This window comes from Duncaniella muris, from assembly GCF_003024805.1.
In the GTDB taxonomy this organism is placed as follows: Bacteria; Bacteroidota; Bacteroidia; order Bacteroidales; family Muribaculaceae; genus Duncaniella; species Duncaniella muris.
The window spans coordinates 1-25,746 of record NZ_PUEC01000021.1 but is presented as its reverse complement, the minus strand read 5'-3'; the positions used below and the strand labels follow the sequence as shown (position 1 = coordinate 25,746).

Here is a 25,746-nt window from a genome sequence, read left to right as displayed (position 1 = left end):
GCCTCATTCGGCGCTCTGGCGCAGACGGCGCATGCGACGGGCCACGTTGAGCTGAACCACACAATGGTCAATCAGAGGCGCAAGAGCGTTGGCCAGAAGCACTGCCAACATGGCGCCTTCGGGATAACCGTTGTTGTAGGTACGGATGATTATGGCCATCACGCCCACAAGGAGCCCGTAGAAATACTTGCCGGCATTTGTTCTGGCCGCGGTCACCGGATCTGTGGCCATGAAGACAGCCGCAAAGGCGAAACCGCCGAACAGAAGCTGGTCGGCAGGCGAAAGGAACGAAGCCGGATAAGTCGGGGTGGCGAATACGTTTGCAATCCATCCCATCAGCAACCCGCCGGCCACCACGCTCAGCATGATACGCCAGGAGGCGATGCCGGTGGCAAGCAATATGACAGCTCCGATAAGAATGGCCAGCGTGGATGTCTCGCCGAATGATCCGGGGATCAGACCGAGAAAAGCATCCCAGGAGCTGATCACATTGCCCTGAAGGTTGAGCAGCTCAAGGTCGCCGCCGCTGAACGAGGCGATCTGTCCCAGAGGAGTGGCTCCAGAAAAAGCATCTGGCAGGTCATAGCCAAGACCGCAGATAGAGTTGGTCGACACGAACACTTTGTCGCCGCTCATCTGGGCCGGATAGCCGAAGAAGAGGACGGCGCGGGTCACGAGGGCCACATTGAATATATTATAGCCTGTGCCGCCAAACACCTCCTTGACAAAGATAACCGAGAAGGCCGTGGCCACGGCAAGCATCCACAGCGGAGTCTCTATCGGGCATATCAGCGGGATAAGGATGCCGGTTACAAGGAAGCCTTCCTGGATCTCCTCGCGACGCCATTGGGCAACCACGAATTCAATGCCGAGACCTACTGCGTAGGCCACCACAATGCGCGGGAGCACTGTAAGGAATCCATAGGCCATGATCTGCCAGAACGGGAACGATGCCGCGCCGGCTGCCAGCCAGTTCTGATAGCCGGTGTTATACATGCCGAAAAGCAGGCAGGGCATCAGTGCGAGCACCACTATGATCATCACTCGCTTGGAGTCAAGGCTGTCATGGATATTGACTCCCGATGTGGATGTAGAGTTCGGGGTGTAAAGAAAGGTCTCAAACCCGTCGAACACACTGCGGAAAGCATGCAGCTTTCCATCAGGCTCGAAATTCGGTTTGATCCTGTTAAGATAATTTCTTAGCGCTTTCATTGTTGAAATGTTGAATCTAAAAACAATCGTCAGACTTCGTTTCGGAGATAGTCAAGACCCTCGCGGACAATTTTCTGAAGTTCCAGCTTCGACGGATCGACATATTCGGCAAGAGCGAAATCTTCCGGAGCCACCTCATAGATGCCCAGAGCCTCCATGCGGTCGATATCTTTCGCGAGAATAGCTTTGACCAGATATTCCGGAAGGATATCCATAGGGAATACCTTGTCATATTCTCCTGACATGATCATGGCGCGGCGTCCGCCGTTGAGACGTGCGTCGGGCGAAAATTTACGCCTGAGGAAACGGCCGATGAACGACGGGCTTACACTCATCTTCGACGGGCTCATCGAAGCCCAGCCCATGAACTCGTCGGCATCATCACCTTCGGGAATAACCGTAACCTGACGGTAGGGATAACGCAGAAAACCGTCCTCGCCTACCGGCACTCCGGTCAGTACATTTCCGGAAATCACACGGTGATGCCGCCCGTCAACCTTGACATTGCCGCCGACAAGAGCATCCATCCCGGCACCGGCAACTGCTGTCACTACATGCGGACGCTCAACCTCGCTTCCGGTCACAGCCACTTCGACAGTCCAGTCAGGCTTCCCTGTCAGCGCAAGCGACCCGATCCGGACAAGCGTCACAATATCGAGAGTCAGCACAACCTCGCCCTTGTTGACCGGATCAATGTTGGCAATCTGCACTCCGGCATTTCCGGCCGGATGCAGACGCGGGAATTCCACCATCTCCACCCCATCGGAATCAGGCAGCGAAGATCCTTTTTCCACACCTATATATATAGGGCCGCTGCAGAGAGTCCGCAGCACGTCAATACCGGCCTTCAGCTCGGCCGTCTTTCCTTTGACCGACTCTTCAAGCGAAAGAGCCAGCGGAGCAGTGTCCATTGCGGTCACCATTATCGCCTTCGGCTTCACTGCCGAATTAGGCACAACATCAAACGGGCGCTGGCGCATCATGGCCCACAGGCCGCTTTCGGCAAGAGCCCGGCGCACGGTGTCGGCATCGGCACCGGCAAAAGGCTCGCGGGTCTCGGCCTGACACTCAGCCGCATCCACGGCAATTACCACTCGTTCGATCTTACGGCGCGCTCCACGCACGACAGCCTCAACCACACCTGCGGCAGGAGCCACAAGTCTGACCGACGGATCATTTTTGTCGTGAAGCAGAGGCGAACCGATGCTGACCTTATCGCCTTCCTTGACGTCAAGTTTAGGCACAAATCCCGGAAAATCGTCAGGCACTACGGCCACACGGCCCACACAGGCCTTTCCGACGGACTCCTTAGAGGTCAAGCCACCTTCAAGATTAAGGTTTAAGCCTTTAGTTAGGCTGACAGTCCTTCTCATCCTTAGAAATATAAATTATACCTTTATTAGAAATTGTAAGGCACAAAGATAGTAAATAGATTTGGATATTTCTTAATCATGTTTAAGTAAAATAATCACAAATAATTAAAAAGCGAAATCCCGGCTCAACTTTCCTTTACATTTTAAGCGCACCGCACTGAAAAAAAGAAGCAAAACGTTTGCAAACACCGAAATTTCCTTATAATTTTGCAATATCGTTTACAAAACACCATTGACAGAGCCTTAAATTCGAAGCCATAACCAAGGTCCGATATAGCCTCTACTATCTCTGAACCTATTCAATCATCAAAACTAATAACCAATAAACCAATAAACTTAAAATTTTAGTAATTACAAATTATGGAAGCTCAAAAGCCCACCCAGCCCGCAAAGGCCAATGCCAAGAACAACTCCGGCAGCAACGTAGCCGGAATCAAGAATGCCTTCCTGGTTATTCTCGCCTGCTTCGTAGTAGCAGTATGTCTTTTCATCTTCTGGTTCGGTCACGAATCTCACTTTGAAGAAGGCCACCCCATCGACCTCTGGGGCACCATCTATAAGGGCGGTTTCATCGTGCCTATCCTCCAGACCCTCTTCCTCACTGTAATCGTTCTCTCTGTTGAACGTTGGATCGCCATCTCTTCTGCAAAGGGCAAAGGCTCTATCCAGAAGTTCGTTGCCGGCGTTAAGAAATGCCTCGCCGCCAATGACATCCAGGGTGCCAAGAACCTCTGCAAGAACCAGAAGGGTTCAGTTGCCGCTGTTGTTGCCGCAGCTCTCGTAAGCTACGAAGAAATGGACAAGAACACCATCCTCACCAAAGAACAGAAGATCGCCAACCTTCAGAAGACTGTAGAAGAAGCTACCGCTCTTGAAATGCCCGCTCTTCAGCAGAACCTCCCGATCGTCGCTACCCTCACCACCCTCGGTACTCTCGTCGGTCTTCTCGGTACTGTGATGGGTATGATCAAATCATTCCAGGCTCTCGCAGCATCCGGTGCTCCTGACTCAACCGAACTTTCAACCGGTATCTCTGAGGCACTTATCAACACCGCCTTCGGTATCGCAACCGGTGCATTCGCTGTAATCTCTTACAACTTCTACACCAACAAGATCGACAACCTGACCTACGCTATCGACGAGATCGGTTACTCTATCGTGCAGACATTCACAGCTACACACTAATCCCTAATTACAGATTCAACTAACCAAGGTTTAATCCAATTCAAATTAACCTATAACAATTAGATAATCGTAATATGGGAAAAGTAAAAATGAAGAGAAAAAGCACCCTCATCGACATGACCGCGATGAGTGACGTGACTGTGCTCTTGCTTACTTTCTTCATGTTGACATCTACCTTCCTTCAGAAGGAGCCGGTCACAGTGCTGACCCCCTCCTCTGTATCAGAGCAGAAGGTACCGACCGCCAACCTGGCGTCGATACTCGTGAGCCCTGAGGGGAAAATCTTCATCTCCATTGCCGGTGACGCTGACGCCGAAACCAAAGACACATGGGGATCTGAGGCTCTCCGCAAGACGATTCTTGATGAAGCAGTAACGCTCTACAACAAGCAGCACCCCAGCAATCAGGTGCAGCTCAGTGTGGCACAGCGCGAAGCATTCTCTAAAATCAATATGTTCGGTGTTCCTTTCCAGGTACTCCCCCAGTTCCTTTCAATGTCTCAGACTGATCAGGACAAATTCATCACTGACATGACTCAGAAAGGTGTCGGAATTCCTATCAATGACAACAAGGACATGGAACACCTCAATGAGTTCCAGATATGGATGCGCGCCATCTACAACTCAGGCAACGAAAACCTCGTGAAAGCCATGAAAAAAGGTGAAGGTATCGCCGTCAAGGCCGATAAAGACACCTCTTATGACATCGTTCACGACGTACTCGATAACCTGCAGACACTCAAGATGAACCGCTTCAGCATCCAGACTGCGTTAAAAACTGAGCAAGACTAATCATTATGGCACAAATAGAACAATCAGACGGCGGCAAGAAGAAAAAAGGCGCCCAGAAAAAGATGTCTATCCACGTGGACTTCACCCCCATGGTGGACATGAACATGCTTCTGATTACATTCTTCATGCTTTGTACCACAATGATCAAATCTCAGACCCTCACCATCTCACTCCCCTCGAATGAGAAAGTTGAGGAACAGCAGATGAACAAAGCAAAGGAATCAGAGGCTATCACCCTCATCCTGACTACTGAACGCAATGCCAACGGCGAAGTCAAGAAAGACGATGCAGGCCGCCCCATGAACGTGGTTTACTACTACGAAGGCATGCCTGAAATCGCTGACACTAACGGCGACGGTCTTATTGACAACAACAAGCTCAAAGCTGAAAAATTTCTCGGCAACGACGGAAAACTCCAGCAAGGCATCCGCAAGATCCTCCACGATCGTAACCTCCAGGTTCTGAGTAAAATCGAAAAAGAGAAAGCTCGCTGGCGCGCCAAAGAGTTCTCTCCGATTTCAGCAGTCAACGACTCTATCTATCAGGCTCGTGCCCGCGAAATCCGTAACGACTCTACTCTTACCCGTCCGGTGGTTATCATCAAGGCCACTCCTGAAGCTTCATGGGAAAGCCTGATCAGCGCTCTCGACGAAATGCAGATCAACCAGATTTCCCGCTACCAGATTGACAACATCAACCAGGTAGACTCAGCGCTCATTCTTGACTTCCTCAAGAAGAACCCGAAGAAGTAATCTTTTGATGACAGATATATAATTAACCCTGAAAAATTTCTATTGAAACTATGGCAAAAGACGTAGATCTTTCATCAAAAGAATGGATTGACATAATTTTCGAAGGCAAGAACAAAGACTTCGGAGCCTATGAGCTCCGCAAGGCTTCTGCCGGACGCCACAACCGCGCGATGCTCGTTATTCTTATCGTGCTCCTCCTGGTCGGCCTCCTCGGTCTCCTCGCAAATACCGTGCTTCAGAAAGCTGAAGAACGCCCTGAAGACCAGATCGAACAGGCCATGATCGACTACACAGCCGATGACCAGCAGGAAGAAGAGCCCGAAGAAGAAGAAATGCAGCGCGTAGAGGAGCAGAAGCCCGAAGCTCTTCCTGAAGAAATCCTCAACACCGTAAAGGCAACCGAACTTCAGATCACAAAAGACGAAGAAGTAGTAGAGGAAATCAAATCTCAGGACGAACTCAAGGACACTGACACTGCCGTGGGTACCACTGACTTTGACAAGGGTACCGATGACCTCAATGTGGTTCGCGAACACAAAGAAGAAGTAATCGTTGAAGAAAAGAAACCCGAACCCGTGGATGACAACCAGGTATTCACCGTGGTTGAACAGAAACCCCAGTTCCCCGGTGGCGATGCCGCACTCCTCAAATGGGTGAGCGAGCACATCCGCTACCCGGCCATGGCTCAGGAGAACAACATTCAGGGACGCGTAGTCGTACAGTTCGTCGTCACCAAGACCGGTAAGGTCGGTGAAGTGAAGGTGCTCCGCTCTAAGGACCCCGATCTTGACAAGGAAGCTGTGCGCGTGGTGAAGTCACTTCCCGCATTCGTCCCCGGCAAGATGAACGGTCACGCGGTGAACGTATGGTACACCCTCCCCGTGACATTCAAACTCCAGGGTATCTGATCCTGACTCGATTCTCATCAGACTAACGGCAGCCGCCGTCTTTACCTGTTGCGGTAAAGACGGCGGCTCGTTTTTTGCCTCAATCCTGACTGACAACTCAACCAATCGGCATGATTTTTGTTAAACTATTATAGTAGCCGGCCAAACAACGCACCGGCCAAGGCCCAGGCCCCTCTGCGGCCATCATAACAGACAAAACTCACTACTTCAACATAGCTCATGAACTTCAACAATTTCACTATCAAATCACAGGAAGCCATTCAGAAGGCTATCGAAATTACCCGCGGAGCAGGTAATCAGGCCATCGAACCCGTGCATCTTCTCAAAGGAGTCATGACTGAAGGCGAATCGCTCATCAACTTCATCTTTTCCAAAGTCGGAGCCAACACTGCCACTTTGATGCGACAAGTTGACAGCAAGATTGCAGCCGAACCGAAAGTGTCGGGAGGCGAACCTTATCTCAGCCGCAGTTCAAATGACGTCCTGCAGAAAGCACTTGACTTAGCAAAAAAGCAAGGTGACGAATATGTCACCCTCGAAGCTTTGCTTTTAGCCATCTTCTCGGTCAACTCTCCGGCATCGACCATTCTCAAAGACGCCGGATTGAGCCAACGGGAACTCGAATCGGCTATCGCAGAACTCCGCAAAGGCAAAAAAGCTACTGACCAAAGTGCCGAAGACACATATCAGGCCCTCTCGAAATATGCCATCAACCTGAATGAGCGCGCCCGTGAAGGCAAGCTCGATCCGGTGATAGGCCGCGACGATGAAATCCGCCGTGTGCTTCAGATCCTCTCGCGCCGAACCAAAAACAACCCCATGCTCATCGGCGAACCAGGCACCGGTAAGACTGCCATTGCCGAAGGCCTCGCCCAGCGCATAGTCCGCGGCGACGTTCCGGAAAATCTGCGCACCAAGCAGATCTACTCCCTTGACATGGGAGCCCTCGTGGCAGGCGCAAAATACAAAGGCGAATTCGAAGAGCGCCTCAAAGCCATTGTCAACGAAGTCACCGGAGCCGACGGCGAGATCATACTCTTCATTGACGAGATCCACACCCTCGTCGGAGCAGGCAAAGGTGAAGGCGCGATGGATGCGGCCAACATTCTGAAGCCTGCACTTGCCCGTGGCGAACTCCGCTCAATCGGAGCCACGACCCTTGACGAATATCAGAAATATTTCGAAAAAGACAAAGCCCTCGAACGCCGTTTCCAGAAAGTGATGGTCAACGAACCTGACGAGGCCGCCGCCATAGCGATTCTCCGCGGCCTCAAAGAGCGCTACGAAAACCACCACAAAGTCCGCATCCGCGACGAGGCGATCATAGCCGCCGTAACCCTGTCGGAACGCTATATAACCGACCGTTTCCTCCCCGACAAAGCCATCGACCTGGTGGACGAGGCCGCCTCCAAGCTGCGTCTTGAGATCGACTCCGTGCCGCAGGCTCTTGACGAAATCACCCGTCTGATTGCCCAGAAAGAGATCGAGCGCGAGGCCATCAAGCGCGAGGGTGACAAAGAAAAAGTCAAAGAGATTGAAAAATCACTCGCCGATCTGCGCGATCAGGAAAAAGAATTCACAGCCAAATGGAAGGCCGAGAAAGACCTGATCAACAAGATCCAGCAGAACAAGATAGACATCGAACAGCTCAACTTCGACGCAGAACGCGCCGAACGCGAGGGCGACTATGCCAAAGTGGCAGAAATCCGCTACTCGAAAGTACAGCAGAAAGAACAGGAAAACGCCGCCATTCAGGAACAGCTGAAAATGATGCAGGGCGAAAAAGCCTTCATCAAAGAAGAGGTTGACTCGGAAGACATAGCCGATGTGGTTTCCCGATGGACAGGAATTCCTGTCAACAAGATGGTGCAGAGCGAAAAAGAAAAACTCCTCCATCTCGAAGCCGAACTCCACAACCGGGTTGTCGGGCAGAACGACGCTATCGCAGCCATAGCCGACGCTGTACGCCGCTCACGCGCAGGCCTCAACGATCCACGTCGCCCCATCGGTTCGTTCATCTTCCTCGGCACCACCGGTGTCGGCAAGACAGAACTGGCAAAAGCCCTCGCCGAATATCTGTTTGACGATGAAAACATGATGACCCGAATCGACATGAGCGAATATCAGGAGAAACACTCCGTCAGCCGACTCGTCGGAGCACCTCCGGGATATGTAGGCTACGACGAAGGCGGACAGCTGACCGAAGCCGTAAGGCGCAAGCCCTACTCCGTGGTTCTGTTCGACGAAATCGAGAAAGCCCACCCCGATGTGTTCAACATCCTGCTGCAGGTACTTGATGACGGCCGTCTGACCGACAACAAAGGCCGCATGGTCAACTTCAAGAACACCATCATCATCATGACCTCCAACATGGGCTCGCCTCTCATCCGCGACAACTTCGCAAAAATGACTCCCGAAAACCGAAGCGAAGTCATCGATAAGACCAAAGGCGAAGTGATCGAACTTCTCAAGCAGACCATCCGTCCGGAATTCCTCAACCGCATCGACGAGATCATAATGTTCACGCCGCTCAACGAGAAGGAAATCGAAGAAATCGTAGGCCTGCAGATCAAGTCGATCCAGCGAATGCTCGCCAAAAACGGCATCACGCTCGAAGTCACACCGAAGGCCTTGAAATTTCTCGCCGAAGAGGGCTACGATCCGGAATTCGGAGCCCGTCCGGTCAAGCGAGTGATCCACCGTCTGGTGCTCAACCAGCTCTCGAAAGACATCCTGGCCCAGAAAGTAGACCGCGAACATCCGATCATAATCGACCATGACGGCTCCGACATCATATTCAGGAACTGATCCTTGCGCCGACAATGGCGCTCTTTATCAATAATTTATCATACTCTACCTATTTTTTACTCAAAACTATTTTACTGCAACTTATGAAAAAATTTCTTTATCTGCTCTTAGTCCTTCCGTTACTCGGCGTCTTCACATCATGTGACGATGACGACAAGGACCTCCCCAACGTATCTTTGGCAATTGACTATTCAGGAGGCACCGAGGAAAACGGAGTTGTCAGCGTAGTTCAGGGAAACACCCTCGAAATCAACGCCCTGAAAGCCATCCCGGCAGAAGGCACCAAAGAAGCTACGCTCACCAATGTTGTATATTTCCTTGACGGTGTGCCCGTTGGCCGTACTGATATCATGCCTTTCGCCATCAACATCAACACTACCGAACTCGAAGTAGGCGAACACTATCTCGGCGTCCAGGCAACAGTGCTCCAGGTCGGCAAATCTGTCGGATTCGCGGTAGCCCGCTTCAAATTCAACGTCCTCCCCAACGACACTCAGGAACCCGGCGGAGACCAAGGCGGTGAAGGCGGCGGCACTCTTACCCCCGACACCCAGATTACAGATCAGGGAAAATAAACACATGAGATTCAATTTGTGACATCAACCCAATATGGCGGCCATTCTGCCCGACCTTTCAACAAGGACGGCCGGAGTGACCGCCATTACACGCTCCGGATAAAGACCCCAGACAAGCCAACCGACACCGGTCTTCTCATTTATGCCGGATAGTTGCAGTTGATACCAAAAAAAATATTAATTTTGCACCGTAATACGGCCCTACAGTTTCAACACCTGTTTACAATTCAATTCACCACGCATCAAAGCCATAAGCTGATTATGCTTCACCTCCGTTTCAACCAGATCTCAATTCTGATTATTCTTCTCTTGGCCTCGGCCGCATGCTCTACGCCAAAAGACATCACTTATTTTCAAGATCTTAAAGACGCTCAGATCTACACAGTCCCCACCCAGACAATAAAGATCAAACCGGCCGACAAGATTTCAATCGTCGTGAACTCACGTGACGCGCAGCTCACCGACATGTTCAATCTGCCCTATGTCCCACGCAACATCGGCACCTCGGCATCCGGCCGCGGGACCAATCAGGGAGTCAGCGTCTACACCGTATCGCCGGAAGGCTCAATTGACTTTCCTTTCCTTGGCGAAATCAAAGTCGAAGGCATGACCCGTCTTGAAATCGCCGCCCTCATCAAAGGAATGCTTATCTCCAAAGACCTCGTACGCGACCCCGTGGTGACAGTCGAACTTACCAACGGAATCGTAACCGTGATGGGCGAAGTAGCAAAACCCGGTTCATACGCCATTGACCGTGATGACATGACCATACTCGATGCGCTCGGCCTCGCCGGCGACCTCACCATCTATGGCAAGCGTCAGGAAGTCAAACTCGTGCGCAGCTACGGCGACCGCCAGGAAACATACATCGTAAGCCTGCTCGATGTAGAGAAACTGCGCAACTCCCCGGCCTATTTCGTGCAGCAGGACGATGTAATCTACATTGATCCCAACAAAACCAGAATCCGCCAGAGCACACTCAACGGCAACACCTTCCAGTCAACATCATTCTGGATCTCCCTCGCATCTCTGGCCACAACAATCACCTCGCTCATCATACTCAAGTGATGCCGACGGCCTCTTTTTCAGACCGTCACGCCAAATTCCAACCGGATTCATCCTCTCCAAAGGCCAAGGCCAGAACCAGGAGATTGTAAAAAAACAACCTCTAAGGCTCTGCCAATTCAAGATTCTTCCATAAAAGGACCACTACTACTAAAAAACGTGTCAAAAAAATGACTCAGAACAGCAACCCGTTTCCCGAAGGATATCCATACAATCCCGCATCCGCCCGGCCGGAAGCGGCTCCATCGCCTCAGGCACCAGAAACAGACGACAGCTCTTTCAACCTGCATGACTTCTTCATTCTCTGCCTGAACAAATGGAAATGGTTCGTAATTTCCATTATAATCTTCCTCGGTCTTGGAGTGCTCTACATAATGAGCACACCCGAAACCTACACCCGGACAGCGTCCGTAATGATCAACGAAGACACCGAATCCGGAAGTCAGGGAGTGGCAAGCGCACTCAGCGACATCGGCCTCTTCCAGAGTTCGGCAAACGTCAACAACGAGATGCTCGCCTTCCAGTCGCCGGCCATAATCGCCGATGTGATCCAGAGACTCGGCCTGCAGACTGACTACATCTACCGCCATAATCTGAAAAACATAACACTCTATGGCGACTCCTGCCCTGTGTCCGTCAATTTTCTGTCTATCCCCTCAAAACAATCGGCATCAATGGAACTCGACATCCGTGACGACGGAAAGATCGACATTTCAAAAATGATGCTCAACGGAGTCGAATGTGACCCTTCCGAAATGACGGTCAATATCGGCGACACTGTGGCCACCTCATTCGGTCCTATCACAATCAATCCTGGTCCCGCTTACGCCAAAAGATTCGGAAACACGATCAAAATCTTCCGCTACAGCATCTCTGACGCTATCGAAGCCTACAAAGCCAGGCTCTCGGAAAACCTCGCCGATGACAATTCCACAGTCATTGACTTCACGTTCAAAGACGTCAGCATCCAGCGTGCAGATGATTTCCTCAACACCCTCATAGACATCTACAATGAAAAATGGGTCGATGACAAAGCCAAAATGGCCAAATCGACCTCCAGGTTCATAGCCGATCGTCTGCGCGTCATCGAACAGGAACTCGGCAACGTCGACAGCGACATAGCCGACTTCAAAGGCGAACATCTCGTGCCCGACGTAGCGGCAGCTTCGGCCATGTATATGGAAGACGCCAATGAGAACACCAAACAGCAGATGCAGGTGTCCACTCAGATCGCCATTTCAAAGTTCATCCTTGACTATATCAAGAATCCCGACACAAATGGCCAGCTCGTCCCCGCAAACGCCGGACTTGAAAATCCAGGCATCGAGGCGCAGATCAATGAATTCAACCAGCTGCAACTCGAACGCGACAAACTTTCAAACTCAACAGGCGATACCAACCCTCTGCTCCAGGACTATGACAAGAACCTACGCAGCATGCGCAGCGCGCTCGTCTCATCGCTCACCAACCAGGAGCGCGCTCTTCAGACCCAGCTCAACTCTCTGATCAGAAGCGACAGAGTCACAAGCCGGAAAATAGCCTCATCGCCCGGACAGGCCAAATATCTCCTGTCCGTAGAACGCCAGCAGAAAGTCAAGGAAGCCCTCTATCTCTATCTGCTCCAGAAGAGAGAAGAAAACGAGCTCACACTGGCATTCACGCCCTACAACACCCGCATCATCACACCACCGATGGGCTCCAACCGCCCAACCGCACCAATCTCGCGCAACATTCTCCTCATCTGCTTCGCGCTCGGCATCCTGATTCCAGGCTTCATTCTGTTCATTGACGAAAGCATGAACAGCCGTCTGCGCAACCGCGGTGACCTTGAAGGCATCCGCACTCCTTTGATCGGCGAGATTCCGGAATCTTCTGACAGCAACACCCTGCGCGTACGCCGCTGGCGCCGCCGCTGGCGTGACATTCTCGGCAAAAACTCACAGATCGAAGAAGCCCCCTCGCTTCTCGTCCGCGATCACGGCCGCAGCATCATGGACGAATCATTCCGAATGGTGCGCGCCAACCTTGAGTTCATGACACGCAACAGTCAGAACCGCGTGATAATGGTCACCTCATTCAATCCCGGCTCAGGAAAATCATTCATCTCGCTCAACCTCGCGGCAGCTCTGGCTCTGAAAGAAAAAAATCGCAAGGTACTGATCATCGACCTCGACCTGCGTCGCGCCTCCGTCTCCCGTATCCTCCCGGACCACTCACGAGGCATCACTGACTACATTTCAGGAGCGACTGACAACTGCGACAAATACATCCAGCAGACCGAATGTCCGGGTCTCTACCTGCTCCCCGTAGGCACCATTCCCCCCAACCCCTCGGAACTGCTCTACTCCGACCGGCTGAAACAGCTGATCGAAAAATACCGTCAGGAGTATGACTATATATTCCTTGACTGTCCGCCGGCCGAACTCGTGGCCGATGCCTCGATCATCGCTCCGCTCGCTGACATCACCATCTTCATTCTGCGCGCAGGCCTGCTGGACCGCCGCATGATCCCGGAAATCGACCGAATCTATGACTCGCACCGCTATCACAATTTCATGGTGATCCTTAACGGCACTCTGACATCCGGCGCCCCCTATAACCGCTATGCCTCTTATTACTCGGCCTATGATAAAAAATCCTGATCATACGGGCTTAGCCGATAACATCGGATTGATAACCGCCCAATGATCAACCGCAATATCGGAATCCGTCCGGCTTGCAAAAATTTATTTGCAAGTCAGACGGATTCTTTTTAACTTTGCACCCGAAATCAAAAAGTGGACAAATTTGGCTGCTTGCAACCACTTCAAAAAATGCTAAAACTGCACCTCTTTCAACCGCATTTACGCCCCTGCCTCCAAAGCATTGCAGCAGAACGCTGAAAGAGACTGTCACCATCAATCAGAGGATTGACTTTTGAGCATAAACGAATCCGGCACCGGAATGCCGCCTGGCATTCACCGCCACCGGATGAAAATGTTGAAGCAGCCGCGTCTTATCCACGCAACAAAAGCTGTTTTCGACATTTTATTTTTTTACCAGTTTCAAAATATGAAAACTTATCTCTTCACCTCCGAATCAGTTTCGGAAGGCCATCCCGACAAAGTCGCAGACCAGATTTCCGATGCCATACTCGACGAGTTTCTCGCCCGTGACCCCAAGTCAAAAGTAGCATGCGAGACCCTCGTCACCACCGGCCAGGTTGTAATAGCAGGCGAAGTCAAAAGCGAAGCCTATATAGACCTCATGGAAGTGACCCGCGATGTGATCCGCAACATCGGCTACAACCGCAGCGCCCTCAAATTCGATGGCGAAGCCTGCGGAGTGCTCTCAGCCCTTCACGAACAGAGCGCCGACATCAACCGCGGAGTAGAGCGCAGCGAACTTGAAGCACAGGGCGCAGGTGACCAGGGCATGATGTTCGGCTATGCCTGCAACGAGACTCTCGACTACATGCCTCTCACCATCGACCTCTCCCACCGTCTGCTCCGCGAGCTTGCCGACATACGCCGCGAGGAAAAAGAAATGACTCACATCAAACGCGGCCGTCAGCACACCTATCTGCGCCCCGACTCAAAAAGCCAGGTAACGGTCGAATATGACGAAAACAACCGCCCGCTCCGCGTTGACACCATAGTCATCTCCACCCAGCATGACGAATTCATCCAACCGATTGAAGACACCGACGCAGCCCGCGCTGCCGCTGACCGAGCCATGCAGGAGAGAATCACAGATGATGTGCGCAACATACTCATCCCCCGCGTCAAAGCCAAGCTCCGCCCGGAAGAGGCCGCTCTGATCGGCGATGACGTCAAGCTCCTTGTCAACCCCACCGGAAAATTCGTCATCGGAGGTCCCCACGGAGACACAGGCCTGACCGGCCGCAAAATCATAGTCGATACCTACGGAGGCCACGGAGCTCACGGCGGAGGCGCATTCTCAGGCAAAGACCCCTCCAAGGTAGACCGCTCGGCAGCCTATGCCGCCCGCCACATAGCAAAGAACCTTGTGGCCGCAGGAGTGGCTGACCGTGTCCTCGTGCAGGTCGCCTACGCCATCGGCGAAGCCAAGCCTGTCAGCCTCTGCATCAACACCTACGGCACAGCCAAGGTAAAACTCTCCGACACCGAGATCGCAGCCATAGTGACAGACATGCCATGCTTCGACATGACCCCCTATGCCATCGAAAAGCGATTCGGACTGCGCAACCCTATCTATCGCGAGACCGCAAGCTACGGCCACATGGGACGCCAGCCGATGACTGTCACAAAGACATTCCACTCAAAATACGAAAAGCCGTTCACACGCACCGTCGAACTCTTCACATGGGAGAAACTCGATGCCGTTCCGGCCGTAAAAAAAGCCTTCGGAATTGATTGAACATTCGACATCTGTATTTCAGCCGGATCTTCGCCGGAATACTGACTGACTACAATTGACATAACATTTAAGCCTCATGGGAAACAGACGTCACAGACTCTTGTTTTCCATGAGGCTTATTAATTTTCATGAGGCTTATCAAGAGGTTGTTTAAAAACATCCTCTTAATTCGAGAACCTTCCGTGGCTCTGTTATTCCTTTATACCATAAGCAAGATCGCCTGCATCGCCCAGACCGGGCACTATGTAGGAATGCTCGTTGATCACATCGTCAATCGCACCTACCCACAGAGTTGTCTTATCAGCCGGGAAAGTCTCGCGCACATAATCGACAGCCTTTTTCGAGGCAATGATGGAAGCCACATGCACATGAGCCGGTTCACCCTTGGTGAGCAGAGCGCGATAGCTTAACTCCATCGAAGCACCGGTGGCAAGCATCGGATCAGCGATTATCAGAGTCTTTCCGTCGAGCTTCGGAGAAGCGATATATTCAATAAACACATCGAAATTTTCCTTCTCGCGATACTTTCTGTAGGCCGATACGAAAGCATTCTGAGCATGATCAAAATAATCAAGAAAACCTTTGTGAAACGGAATTCCCGCACGGAAAATCGTTGCGAGAACCACCTGCTCGTCGAGAATCTGGCATGGAGCTACCGCCAGCGGCGTAGTGACATCGACTGTCTTGTAGCGCATACGCTTCGAAATCTCGAAAGCCATGATCTCGCCTATACGCTCAAGGTTGCGGCGGAAACGCAACATATCATTCTGCACATTGACATCGCGCAATTCGCTCATATACTGGCTGACCAGCGAAGGCTGATCAGCAAAATTGATTACTTCCATGATATTCTGATTAACTTTTTTAATTTATTGACAGGAGATTGCCCAAAGCCTCTTTGGAGGTCGTCAAGAAACAATCTTTTAATGTAAGACTTATAAGGCACCTATATATTATAAACACAAAATTACAGAGAATTCCTGTCACAGACAAGAACACAAGGTGTATTTGGTGCCCCGGCTATATTATATTCCTCGCTTCGGCAAGCCGGTTGTGGAGCAGATTTGTGAACTGGTAGTTTTTCAATCCCCAGCGCGGATAGATAAGCAAGTCGGACGGAGACTGCGACACAAAACGCTCCACCGCAATATCCTTGCGCAGCCGGTCAAGTATCCTGACGCATAGACTGATATACTCCTCTGCTGTAAAACGGGGTATGTCATACAGCCCCGCTTCGACGTCTGAAGCCATTCTGGTGCCTCTGACCAGTTGAAGCTGATGGAATTTTACAGTGTCGACAGGCAGCTCATTAATGCAGTCGACAGTTTCAAGCATCGTCGCCTCATCTTCACCCGGAAGACCCATGATCAGATGCAGCCCGCACGGAAGTCCTGCGGCGTGAGTGCGGTTGACAGCATCAACAGTGTCGGCCCATGTGTGACAACGGTTCACCAGTTCAAGAGTGCGGTCACATGCGCTTTCCGCTCCATATTCCACCATCACCCATTCCCGAAGCCCGGCAAGACGGTCGAGAAGATCCTGAGGCATACAGTCAGGACGGGTACCGATGATCAGCCCCGCCACACCGTCCACATCAAGTGCCTCACGATAGAGAGCCATCAGCCGGTCGATATCATCTGAATGCGTATTGGTGTATGCCTGGAAATAGGCCAGATATTTCATCTGAGGATACTTCCGAGCAAAAAACTCCTTGCCGCGTTCGAGCTGCTCCCTGACGCTCAGCGAAGGGCGGCAGTAACCGGGATTGAATGACTGATTGTTGCAATAGGTGCATCCGCCACGGCCCTTGCTTCCGTCGCGGTTCGGACAGGTAAAACCGGCATTGACAGTGATTTTCTGGACTTTCCCGTCAAAATGCCCTCTCAGAAAATCTGAAAAATCCCTGTAAGGCTTCATAGGCGAGAGGCTCGGTTCATCAGACAGGCATCAAGGATAACAATAGCCGCCATCGCTTCTACTACCGGCACTGCGCGAGGCACCACACAGGGATCATGGCGTCCCCTTCCTTTGATCACGATCTCGTTTCCATCACGGTCAACCGTGCAGACATCCTGCATCAGAGTGGCCACTGGTTTGAAAGCCACACGGAAAGTTATGTCCTGGCCGTTTGAAATTCCGCCCTGGATGCCTCCCGAATGGTTGGTAAGAGTAGATATCTCGCCGTCTGGTCCGGCAACAAAGCGATCAAGCACTTCACTGCCCCGAAGCTCTACGCCACGGAATCCCATACCGTATTCAAAGCCCTTGGTCGCATTTATGCTCATCATAGCCTCGGCAAGACGCGCGCCAAGACGCCCGAACACAGGATCACCGATACCGACAGGCACACCGCTGACCACACAGTCGACCACACCGCCTATCGTGTCACCTTCGCTTTTCACCTTCAGTATCAGCGCCTCCATCTCGGCAGCCATCTCCGGATCCGGACACCTTACAGGATTGCTTTCAGCTACAGACAGATCCATACCGCCGTAATCCTTGTCAAGGACAAGCGGACCCACCTGAGAAGTATAGGCCCGGACCGTTATGCCCCACTGCTCCAAAGCCTGCCGCGCAAAAGCTCCGGCCACAACCCTTGTGGCAGTCTCACGCGCGCTTGACCGGCCGCCTCCGCGATGATCGCGAAGACCATATTTGGCTGTATATGTAAAATCGGCATGCGACGGGCGGAACGCGTCTTTCAAATGATCATAGTCATTCGAATGCTGGTTCTCATTGCGGATAATGAAACCGATCGGACTGCCGGTAGTGCGTCCCTCGAACAGCCCGGAAAGAATCTCCACCGTGTCGCTCTCTTTCCTGGCTGTAGTGACAGCCGACTGCCCCGGTTTGCGGCGGTCAAGCTCATGCTGCACCTTTTCAAGGTCTATTTCAACCCCTGCGGGCATACCGTCGATGACACCGCCGATGGCGGCACCGTGACTTTCACCGAATCCGGTGAAAGTAAATATCTTTCCGATTGTATTCATAGTCTGTCATTGTCCTGGCGCACTCTTCATTCCGCCGTAGAAAGCCACAGGGACTGCGCAAAATTATTATTCATTTATATATCAAATCACTCCTTACTCTCCGCCACGTCAGCCACCGACGCCCTGCAGAAATCAATCAGTGCCTGTGGGCTGATTCTGAGCTGAAGACCGCGCTGGCCGGCAGAGACATAGATGGCCTGAAAATCAAGAGCCGTCTGATGGAAAAACACAGGAAAAGGCTTCTTCATACCGACAGGCGAACACCCACCGCGGATATAGCCCGTAAGCGGCAACAGTTCTTTCATCGGAATCATCTCCGCCTTCTTAGCCCCGGCAGCTTTCGCGGCCTTCTTCAGATCCACCTCCATGTTTCCTGGAATCACGCAGACAAAATAGCCGCAGCGGTCACCGTGGAGCACCAGAGTTTTAAACACCGAGTTTATATCCTCGCCAAGCTCTTCGGCCACATGTTCGGCCGCGAGATTGTCAGGATCCACCTTATAAGGAATCAGTTCATATTCAACCTTAGCCTTGTCAAGCAGTCGCGCTGCATTTGTTTTCGACACTTTATCCATAGTAATTTCAGTTTTAGAGAGTGTTCGACAATAAGAAAACAAAATTAATCCATTTTAAGATCAAAACCAAATCGGGCTGCCACGGCGGCTGAAAAATCTTCATCACCCCGAACGGCTCCTAAAAAAGGGGCTTCGGAAAAATTCAACCGGAAGAAGCGGTAATTAGACAAATTTAACACTAAATCGAAGTTTTGACCCATATTCACGCCCTTATTTCAGTCTGATCAAGCAGGTTAATTGCAAGATATTTGTTAACTTTGCAAACTGAAACCAAATAAGCTGCAAAAACGAAGATATAACTATCAAGCTGAAAATAGAAACAATTTATGAATCCAATCAAAAAAACCATCGCGCTGCCTGACGGTCGTACCATCACACTGGAGACCGGCAAACTTGCAAAGCAGGCCGATGGAGCGGTAGAACTGCGCATGGGCAACACTATGCTCCTTGCGACAGTAGTAACGGCCAAAGAGGCCGGAGAGGGCGTAGACTTCATGCCCCTCCAAGTTGAGTATAAAGAAAAATTCTCCTCTAACGGACGTTTCCCCGGCGGCTTCCTCAAGCGTGAAGGCCGCGCAAGCGACTACGAGATCCTGACATCGCGTCTGGTTGACCGTGTGCTCCGCCCACTTTTCCCTGACAATTACCACGCCGACACTTTCGTACAGGTTACAATGTATTCTTCCGACGGTGTCGACATGCCCGACGCTCTTGCCGGCCTCGCCGCTTCGGCAGCCATCGCAGTGAGCGACATACCCTTCAACGGTCCTATCTCGGAAGTCCGAGTGGCCCGTGTAAACGGCGAATTCGTAATCGACCCCACTTTCGAACAGCTTGAGAAAGCCGACATGGAGCTCATGGTCGGTGCCACCTATGACAACATCATGATGGTGGAAGGCGAAATGAACGAAGTATCAGAAGCAGATCTTCTCGCAGCGCTCCGCGCCGCCCATGACGCCATCAAGGTTCAGTGCAAGGCCCAGATGGAACTTGCCGAGGAAGTTGGTTCGACCGTAAAACGCGAATATTGCCACGAGACCAATGACGAAGATCTCCGCAAGGACGTACATGACAAGTGCTACGACAAGGCATATGCAGTGGCCAAGGCCGGCTGCGCCGACAAGCACTGGCGTCAGGAAAGCTTCGAAAAGATCTGCGAAGAATATCTCGAATCACTCCCCGAAGAAGAACGCGATGAAAAGACCGCTATGGTCAAGCGCTACTACCACGATGTGGAAAAAGAAGCCATGCGCCGCTGCGTTCTTGACGAAGGCATCCGTCTCGACGGCCGCAAGACCACCGAGATCCGCCCGATCTGGTGTGAGGTAGACTATCTGCCCGGACCTCACGGATCAGCCGTGTTCACCCGTGGCGAGACCCAGTCGCTCGCAACCGTAACCCTCGGAACCAAGCTCGACGAGAAGATCCTCGATGACGTTCTCAACCAGGGCCGCGAACGCTTCCTCCTCCACTATAACTTCCCGCCCTTCTCCACCGGCGAAGCCCGTCCGGTGCGTGGCGTAGGCCGTCGCGAAGTAGGCCACGGCAATCTTGCCCACCGTGCCCTCAAGCGCATGTTCCCCGATGATTTCCCCTACGTATGCCGCATCGTCAGCGACATCCTCGAATCAAACGGATCATCGTCAATGGCAACTGTCTGCGCAGGCACCCTCTCGCTGCTCGACGCAGGTGTGAAGATGAAACGCCCTGTCAGCGGTATCGCTATGGGTCTCATCTCAGACGGAACAAAATATGCAGTCCTCTCCGACATTCTCGGTGACGAAGACCACCTCGGCGACATGGACTTCAAAGTGACCGGTACCCGCGAAGGTATCACCGCCACCCAGATGGACATCAAGTGCGATGGCCTGAGCTACGAAATCCTTGAAAAGGCTCTCAATCAGGCCAAGGAAGGTCGTCTGCACATCCTCGACAAGATCGAAGAGACAATCCCCGCAGCCCGCGAGGACTACAAGCCCCACGTGCCTCGCATCGTCACCATGCTCATCCCCAAAGAGCTTATCGGTGCAGTGATCGGCCCCGGCGGAAAGATCATCCAGGGAATCCAGGAAGCAAGCGGCGCAACCGTAAGCATCGACGAAATCCCCGACGGAGGCTACATCGAAGTCGCTGCCTCTAACAAGGCTTCGATCGACAAGGCTCTCGATATGATCAACGCTATCGTCGAACTCCCCGAAGAGGGAAAGGTTTACCACGGCAAAGTGCGTTCTATCCTTGACTTCGGCGCATTCGTTGAATTCATGCCCAACCGCGACGGTCTGCTCCACATCTCGGAAATCTCATGGGACCGTCTCGAAAACATGGAAGCCGCGGGCCTCAAGGAAGGCGACGAGCTCGAAGTGAAACTCATCGAGATCGACAAGAAGACCGGCAAATACCGCCTGTCAATGCGCGCGCTCCAGCCCAAACCCGAAGGCTACGTAGAGCGTGAACGCGCACCCCGTGGCGAACGCGGACCGCGTCGCGAAGGCGACCGTCCCCGTCGTGACGGAGATCGCGGTCCCCGACGTGACGGTGACCGTGGACCCCGCCGTGAAAACAATGGCGGCAACCACGGCGCTCCCCGTAACTAAGACCTGAAAAGTGCATTATAGTATCTTAAATCCATCATACAGATTAAATTTGCACACTCTTAGTTAACCAAGCTCCGATATTCATTACCATTGAATCAACGCCCCGGCGGGTTCCCCTTCACGGGAATCCGCCGGATTTATTTACCCGAACCATATGGCAGCCACCGCATCAACAAAACAAGCCGAAAGGAATGTCCACATTATAGTAGCCGCTGGAAGCGGATCGCGCTACGGAGGCAATCTGCCCAAGCAATTCTGCCTGCTCGACGGCAGACCGCTGCTCATGACCACCCTCGAACGCCTCCACCGCCACACTCCGGACTGGGAACTGACAGTGGTGCTCAGCCGTGACATGACCGGAGAGTGGCAGGATATGTGCCGGGAATATGGCTTCAGCCTGCCCCACAGCATCGTGACCGGCGGACCGACCCGCGCACACAGCGTCAGAAACGCCATTGAATCACTCGCCGTGGAATCATGCGGACTAATCAGTGTACATGACGCCGCGCGGCCTGTGGTAAGCAGTTCTCTTATCCGGAATCTTCTTGACGGACTTAACGGGGCAGACGGTGTGATTCCTGCCTGCCAGGTGACAGACTCCATACGTATCACCGCTCCTGACGGATCAAGCCGAGCCGTAGACCGCAAGCTCTACCGATCGGTACAGACCCCTCAGATCTTCCCCGCCGCAAAGCTCTCGGAAGCCTACCGCCAGGAACTCCGGCCGGAATTCACTGACGATGCATCGGTGATGGAAGCCGCCGGATTCTGCAATCTGAGGCTAACGGCCGGCGATCCGCATAACATCAAAGTAACCAATCCCGGCGACATGGCTGTGGCCGAGCTCTATCTTTCGCTGTCCGACACATTATAAGTATAAGCTATTGTTGACACTCATGGACAGGCTGAGACATACCGACATAAAATTTCTGCGCGGAATGGGACCGAAACGCGCCGAGCTTCTCGACAAGAATCTCGGCATAAAGACGTTTCACGATCTTCTGTACCACTTCCCTACCCACTATATAGACCGTCGTTCCGTCTACCGCATCATCGACTTTGCCGGTGAAGACATGCCATCAATTCAGGTCAGAGGCCGCTTTGTCAGCTTCAATGTGCAGGGTGAAGGCGCCAAGATGCGCCTTGTGGGCCTTTTTTCCGACGGTTCAGGAGTGATGGAAGTGGTATGGTTCCAGCGCATAAAATCGCTCAGACAGCTCTATCACACCGCAACCGAGTATATTCTCTTCGGCAAGCCATCCAATTTCAATGGCCGCTGGAGCATGGTTCACCCTGAAGTCGACACTCCTGAAAACGCTTCGGCACAAGGAGGCTTCCGAGGTGTCTATCCGCTGACAGAGCAACTGCGCAACCGCGGTTTCTCATCGCGCACATTCGCCAACGCCGCCACAGAGATTCTGGCAGGGATACGCACTGTCACCGAGACGCTCACTCAGCAGATCATCACCCGCCACCGGCTCATGGGGCTACACGAAGCTCTCACCGCCATCCATTCTCCCCAGACACCGCAGCAACTCGAACAAGCCCGTTTCCGTCTGAAATTCGAAGAGCTTTTCTATCTTCAGCTTGACATTCAGCGCTACGCCCGGCGCCGCAACGAGGCCATCAAGGGCTTTCTGTTTCCCCGCATCGGACATTTTTTCAACACCTTCTACTCCCAGTTTCTGCCCTTCCCGCTTACCGGCGCGCAGAAACGCGTGATCAAAGAAATCCGCGCCGACATGGCCACCGGACGCCAGATGAACCGCCTGCTCCAGGGCGATGTAGGCTCCGGCAAGACCCTTGTGGCTCTGCTCTGCATGCTCATAGCGCTTGACAACGATGCCCAGGCCTGCCTGATGGCACCGACCGAAATTCTGGCCACACAGCATTTCGAGACCATCAGCTCAATGGTAGCTCCTATGGGCATAAACGTGAAACTGCTCACCGGATCTACCCGCAAGAAAGCGCGCGAGGAGATCCACTCCCAGCTCACCGACGGGTCTCTCCACATACTCATAGGCACCCATGCCGTGATCGAGGACAATGTGCGGTTCAAAAACCTCGGTTTCATTGTGATCGACGAACAACACCGCTTCGGTGTGGCTCAGCGTGCACGGCTGTGGACCAAAAATGTCATCGCCCCCCACGTGCTTGTGATGACGGCCACCCCGATTCCCCGCACCCTGGCCATGACCGTCTACGGCGATCTCGATGTCTCCGTGATTGACGAACTGCCCCCCGGCCGAAAGCCTGTGCAGACTCTGCTACGCTATGAAGAAAACCGTTTTGCTACCTATCAGGGCATCGGACGGCAACTGCGCCTCGGACGGCAGATCTACATTGTCTATCCGCTCATCAAAGAAAACGAGAAACTTGATCTGAAATCGCTTGAAGAAGGCTATGAGTCGATCTGCGACACCTTCCGCGACTATAAGGTGGCCTTCGTGCACGGACAGATGAAACCGCAGGAAAAAGAGTATCAGATGGGGCTTTTCGCATCAGGAGAAGCCCATATTCTTGTGGCCACAACCGTGATAGAGGTCGGCGTCAATGTCCCAAACGCCACCACGATGCTTATCGAGAACGCCGAGCGCTTCGGACTTTCGCAACTTCACCAGCTCCGCGGCCGAGTGGGCCGTGGTGAAGGCCAGAGCTACTGCATCCTGATGTCGAAACGCAAGATAGCCTCCGACACGCGCAAGCGTCTTGAACTCATGACATCTACCACCGACGGCTTTGCGATAGCCGAAGCCGACATGCAGATGCGAGGTCCCGGCGATATCGAAGGTACCATGCAGAGCGGAATGCCGATTGATCTTCACATAGCCAATCTTGCTACGGACGGGCAAATCGTGCAGCTTGCCCGCGACACGGCCTGCGAGATTCTTGACGCAGACCCCGAACTCGGCCACCCGGAAAACCGCCCCCTTATTGTAGAACTGGCCAATCTTACAACCCGCGTCCGCGACTGGTCGAGAATTTCCTGACCACTGCCGTACAAACTGACAACACCCTCTAACAGATCACCTGAAATAAGCCCTCCCCTTGACGTTTTTTAAAGTCTTTTAGCGCACCTGACCACTTCAAAGCATGGTTTCAGTTGTTTTAATAGTGTAAGTAAAGATAAAGAAGCAACAACAAGCAGGAAAATCTAAATTTACATCCCTCGTCCTCTTTATCGGGTTGTGAAACCAGGTTCTGAGGCTCTCATAAATAAATAGTTGAAACGTGAGGGGAGGAGTTAAGGCAGTTGTCTTAACTCCTCCTTTGTCATATACAGCCTGAGGCGTCAGACTGTGATTCCTGAAAGCGGCTTTATGCAATTCCAGTCAAAGGCTTCAATAAGATCGTCCGGACGGCAGGCCTGGGGCTGCGGGAGCAATCCGGCAAGCCACGCAAGGTGCCCCACAAGTCGCTCCGGAATATAAGCCTCGCGCAGCCGATCCATGCTCAGCGAGCTGTCGCGCTTCGACAAGCGCTGTCCGTCCTGATTGCAGAGCAACGGAAGGTGGGCATAGGAGGGCGACTGCAATCCGAGCAGTCTGTAGAGATAAATCTGCTGGGCGGCGGACAGCAAGAGGTCATTCCCGCGCACAACCTCGGTCACACCCATCAGCGCGTCATCGACCACTACCGCCAGCTGATAGGCCCAGGCCCCATCGGCCCGACGCAACACAAAATCGCCGCATTCGGCAGCCAAAGAAACTCTCTGCGGGCCATAGACGCGATCGGAGAAACAGATTTCATCTTCCGGCACATAGAGTCTGACAGCATGACGGGCCGTGACATTTTCAGCAGGCAAAACACATGGCAGTGTGGCCGGACGGCATCTGCCTCCATAGATCACACGCCCGTCAGACTGGTGTGGAGCCTGGGTGGCCATTATGTCGGCACGGGTGCAGACACATGGATAGGTATAGCCGGTCGACTCCAGCCGCCTGAGATAAGTCTCATAGATTTCTCCGCGGAGGCTCTGCCTGTAAGGAGCCGAATCGCCCCTGCCAGCCAGACCTCCCTCGTCCCATTCAAGGCCGAGCCAGAGGAGGTCGTCTTCAATCTGCCGCGCATATTCTTCTCTGGAGCGCTGTGGGTCAAGATCTTCGATCCGAAGAATCCACCGCCCTCCGGCCTTCCTGACTGAAAGCCATGAAAGCAGAGCCGTGAACACGTTGCCGAGGTGCATGCGTCCGGTAGGCGATGGCGCGAAACGTCCGGCAGGAGTCTTCGTAGCGGCTGAAATTCCGGTATCTGAGTCTTTAGAGGGCGTTTCATAACAATAGTTAAAATCTGAGCGAAAGATTTGAGATGGATATGGCTCTGAATTGAAGGAGCATAGCGAGCTATGTGACTGAAATGAAGAGCCATAGCCGCTCAAAGCTTTCGGAGGCGATTGTATTGTCTTTTTGTAAGAGCTTGTTTAAAAACGATTGTTAACAGAAGTGAGTTTTCGGAGAGAAATAACAACAGCTGCGACCATGAGCATTTCGTTGGCTGATTCTGTCGTTTCCTCGTAATTCCTGCACAGCCTTCTGAAG

General features: G+C 52.5%; 19 protein-coding genes. 12 read left to right on the top strand and 7 right to left on the bottom strand.

What is annotated here, in order from left to right:
• Nucleotides 1–3: 3 nt before the first annotated feature.
• Both C5O23_RS09600 and C5O23_RS09595 read right to left on the bottom strand, forming a co-directional pair.
• Nucleotides 4–1,212, bottom strand: coding sequence for an NADH:ubiquinone reductase (Na(+)-transporting) subunit B (locus C5O23_RS09600; RefSeq protein WP_107032730.1), 1,209 nt, complete (start codon nt 1,210–1,212; stop codon nt 4–6).
• Between the two features lie 29 nt (nt 1,213–1,241).
• Nucleotides 1,242–2,585, bottom strand: a complete 1,344-nt coding sequence (locus C5O23_RS09595) for a Na(+)-translocating NADH-quinone reductase subunit A (protein WP_107032729.1) — start codon at nt 2,583–2,585, stop codon at nt 1,242–1,244.
• 360 nt (nt 2,586–2,945) lie between these two features.
• Between C5O23_RS09595 and C5O23_RS09590 the strand changes: the two genes are divergently transcribed.
• The 9 genes from C5O23_RS09590 (at nt 2,946) to metK (ending at nt 15,049) form a co-directional block, all read left to right on the top strand.
• Complete coding sequence (locus C5O23_RS09590) at nt 2,946–3,770, top strand: MotA/TolQ/ExbB proton channel family protein (RefSeq protein ID WP_107032728.1); 825 nt, start codon at nt 2,946–2,948, stop codon at nt 3,768–3,770.
• Between the two features lie 74 nt (nt 3,771–3,844).
• On the top strand, nt 3,845–4,561 hold the full coding sequence (locus C5O23_RS09585) for an ExbD/TolR family protein (RefSeq protein ID WP_107032727.1): 717 nt from the start codon (nt 3,845–3,847) through the stop codon (nt 4,559–4,561).
• 5 nt (nt 4,562–4,566) lie between these two features.
• Nucleotides 4,567–5,313 carry a biopolymer transporter ExbD gene (locus tag C5O23_RS09580; RefSeq protein ID WP_107032726.1) on the top strand — a complete coding sequence of 249 codons (747 nt, stop codon included), beginning with the start codon at nt 4,567–4,569 and terminating at the stop codon, nt 5,311–5,313.
• Nucleotides 5,314–5,363: 50 nt separating this feature from the next.
• Complete coding sequence (locus tag C5O23_RS09575; RefSeq protein ID WP_107032725.1) at nt 5,364–6,221, top strand: energy transducer TonB; 858 nt, start codon at nt 5,364–5,366, stop codon at nt 6,219–6,221.
• A gap of 219 nt (nt 6,222–6,440) precedes the next feature.
• A complete protein-coding gene (gene clpB / locus C5O23_RS09570; protein WP_107032724.1) occupies nt 6,441–9,029 on the top strand; it encodes an ATP-dependent chaperone ClpB in 2,589 nt (862 codons plus the stop codon).
• 83 nt (nt 9,030–9,112) lie between these two features.
• The gene (locus C5O23_RS09565; protein WP_107032723.1) at nt 9,113–9,604 is read left to right on the top strand and encodes a hypothetical protein; all 492 of its coding nucleotides are present in this window, start codon (nt 9,113–9,115) and stop codon (nt 9,602–9,604) included.
• 261 nt (nt 9,605–9,865) lie between these two features.
• The gene (locus C5O23_RS09560) at nt 9,866–10,672 is read left to right on the top strand and encodes a polysaccharide biosynthesis/export family protein (protein WP_107032722.1); all 807 of its coding nucleotides are present in this window, start codon (nt 9,866–9,868) and stop codon (nt 10,670–10,672) included.
• 167 nt (nt 10,673–10,839) lie between these two features.
• Complete coding sequence (locus C5O23_RS09555; protein ID WP_107032721.1) at nt 10,840–13,311, top strand: GumC family protein; 2,472 nt, start codon at nt 10,840–10,842, stop codon at nt 13,309–13,311.
• A 409-nt stretch (nt 13,312–13,720) separates the two neighbouring features.
• A complete protein-coding gene (gene metK / locus C5O23_RS09550; RefSeq protein ID WP_107032720.1) occupies nt 13,721–15,049 on the top strand; it encodes a methionine adenosyltransferase in 1,329 nt (442 codons plus the stop codon).
• Between the two features lie 191 nt (nt 15,050–15,240).
• Here the strand turns inward: metK and upp are convergent, their stop codons facing one another.
• From upp to ybaK, 4 genes are all read right to left on the bottom strand, one after another.
• Nucleotides 15,241–15,894: a uracil phosphoribosyltransferase gene (upp, locus tag C5O23_RS09545; RefSeq protein ID WP_107032719.1), complete on the bottom strand. Its 654-nt coding sequence runs from the start codon at nt 15,892–15,894 to the stop codon at nt 15,241–15,243.
• A gap of 175 nt (nt 15,895–16,069) precedes the next feature.
• Complete coding sequence (locus C5O23_RS09540) at nt 16,070–16,966, bottom strand: TIGR01212 family radical SAM protein (protein ID WP_107032718.1); 897 nt, start codon at nt 16,964–16,966, stop codon at nt 16,070–16,072.
• Nucleotides 16,963–18,039: a chorismate synthase gene (gene aroC, locus C5O23_RS09535; RefSeq protein WP_107032717.1), complete on the bottom strand. Its 1,077-nt coding sequence runs from the start codon at nt 18,037–18,039 to the stop codon at nt 16,963–16,965. The genes C5O23_RS09540 and aroC overlap by 4 nt, the downstream gene beginning before the upstream one ends.
• Nucleotides 18,040–18,125: 86 nt before the next feature.
• Nucleotides 18,126–18,614 carry a Cys-tRNA(Pro) deacylase gene (gene ybaK, locus C5O23_RS09530; protein WP_107032716.1) on the bottom strand — a complete coding sequence of 163 codons (489 nt, stop codon included), beginning with the start codon at nt 18,612–18,614 and terminating at the stop codon, nt 18,126–18,128.
• 326 nt (nt 18,615–18,940) lie between these two features.
• On the opposite strand from ybaK, the gene pnp reads away from it, so the two are divergent.
• The 3 genes from pnp to recG all read left to right on the top strand — a co-directional run bounded on the left by pnp (nt 18,941) and on the right by recG (nt 24,198).
• Nucleotides 18,941–21,208, top strand: a complete 2,268-nt coding sequence (gene pnp / locus C5O23_RS09525; RefSeq protein WP_107032715.1) for a polyribonucleotide nucleotidyltransferase — start codon at nt 18,941–18,943, stop codon at nt 21,206–21,208.
• Nucleotides 21,209–21,362: 154 nt separating this feature from the next.
• Nucleotides 21,363–22,082 (top strand): IspD/TarI family cytidylyltransferase, encoded by a 720-nt coding sequence (locus C5O23_RS09520; protein WP_107032714.1) that lies wholly within the window; start codon nt 21,363–21,365, stop codon nt 22,080–22,082.
• Nucleotides 22,083–22,104: 22 nt separating this feature from the next.
• The gene (gene recG, locus C5O23_RS09515; protein ID WP_107032713.1) at nt 22,105–24,198 is read left to right on the top strand and encodes an ATP-dependent DNA helicase RecG; all 2,094 of its coding nucleotides are present in this window, start codon (nt 22,105–22,107) and stop codon (nt 24,196–24,198) included.
• Nucleotides 24,199–24,500: 302 nt separating this feature from the next.
• Here recG and gluQRS read toward each other — a convergent pair whose 3' ends face one another.
• Nucleotides 24,501–25,586: a tRNA glutamyl-Q(34) synthetase GluQRS gene (gene gluQRS, locus C5O23_RS09510; RefSeq protein ID WP_240597781.1), complete on the bottom strand. Its 1,086-nt coding sequence runs from the start codon at nt 25,584–25,586 to the stop codon at nt 24,501–24,503.
• Nucleotides 25,587–25,746 lie beyond the last annotated feature (160 nt).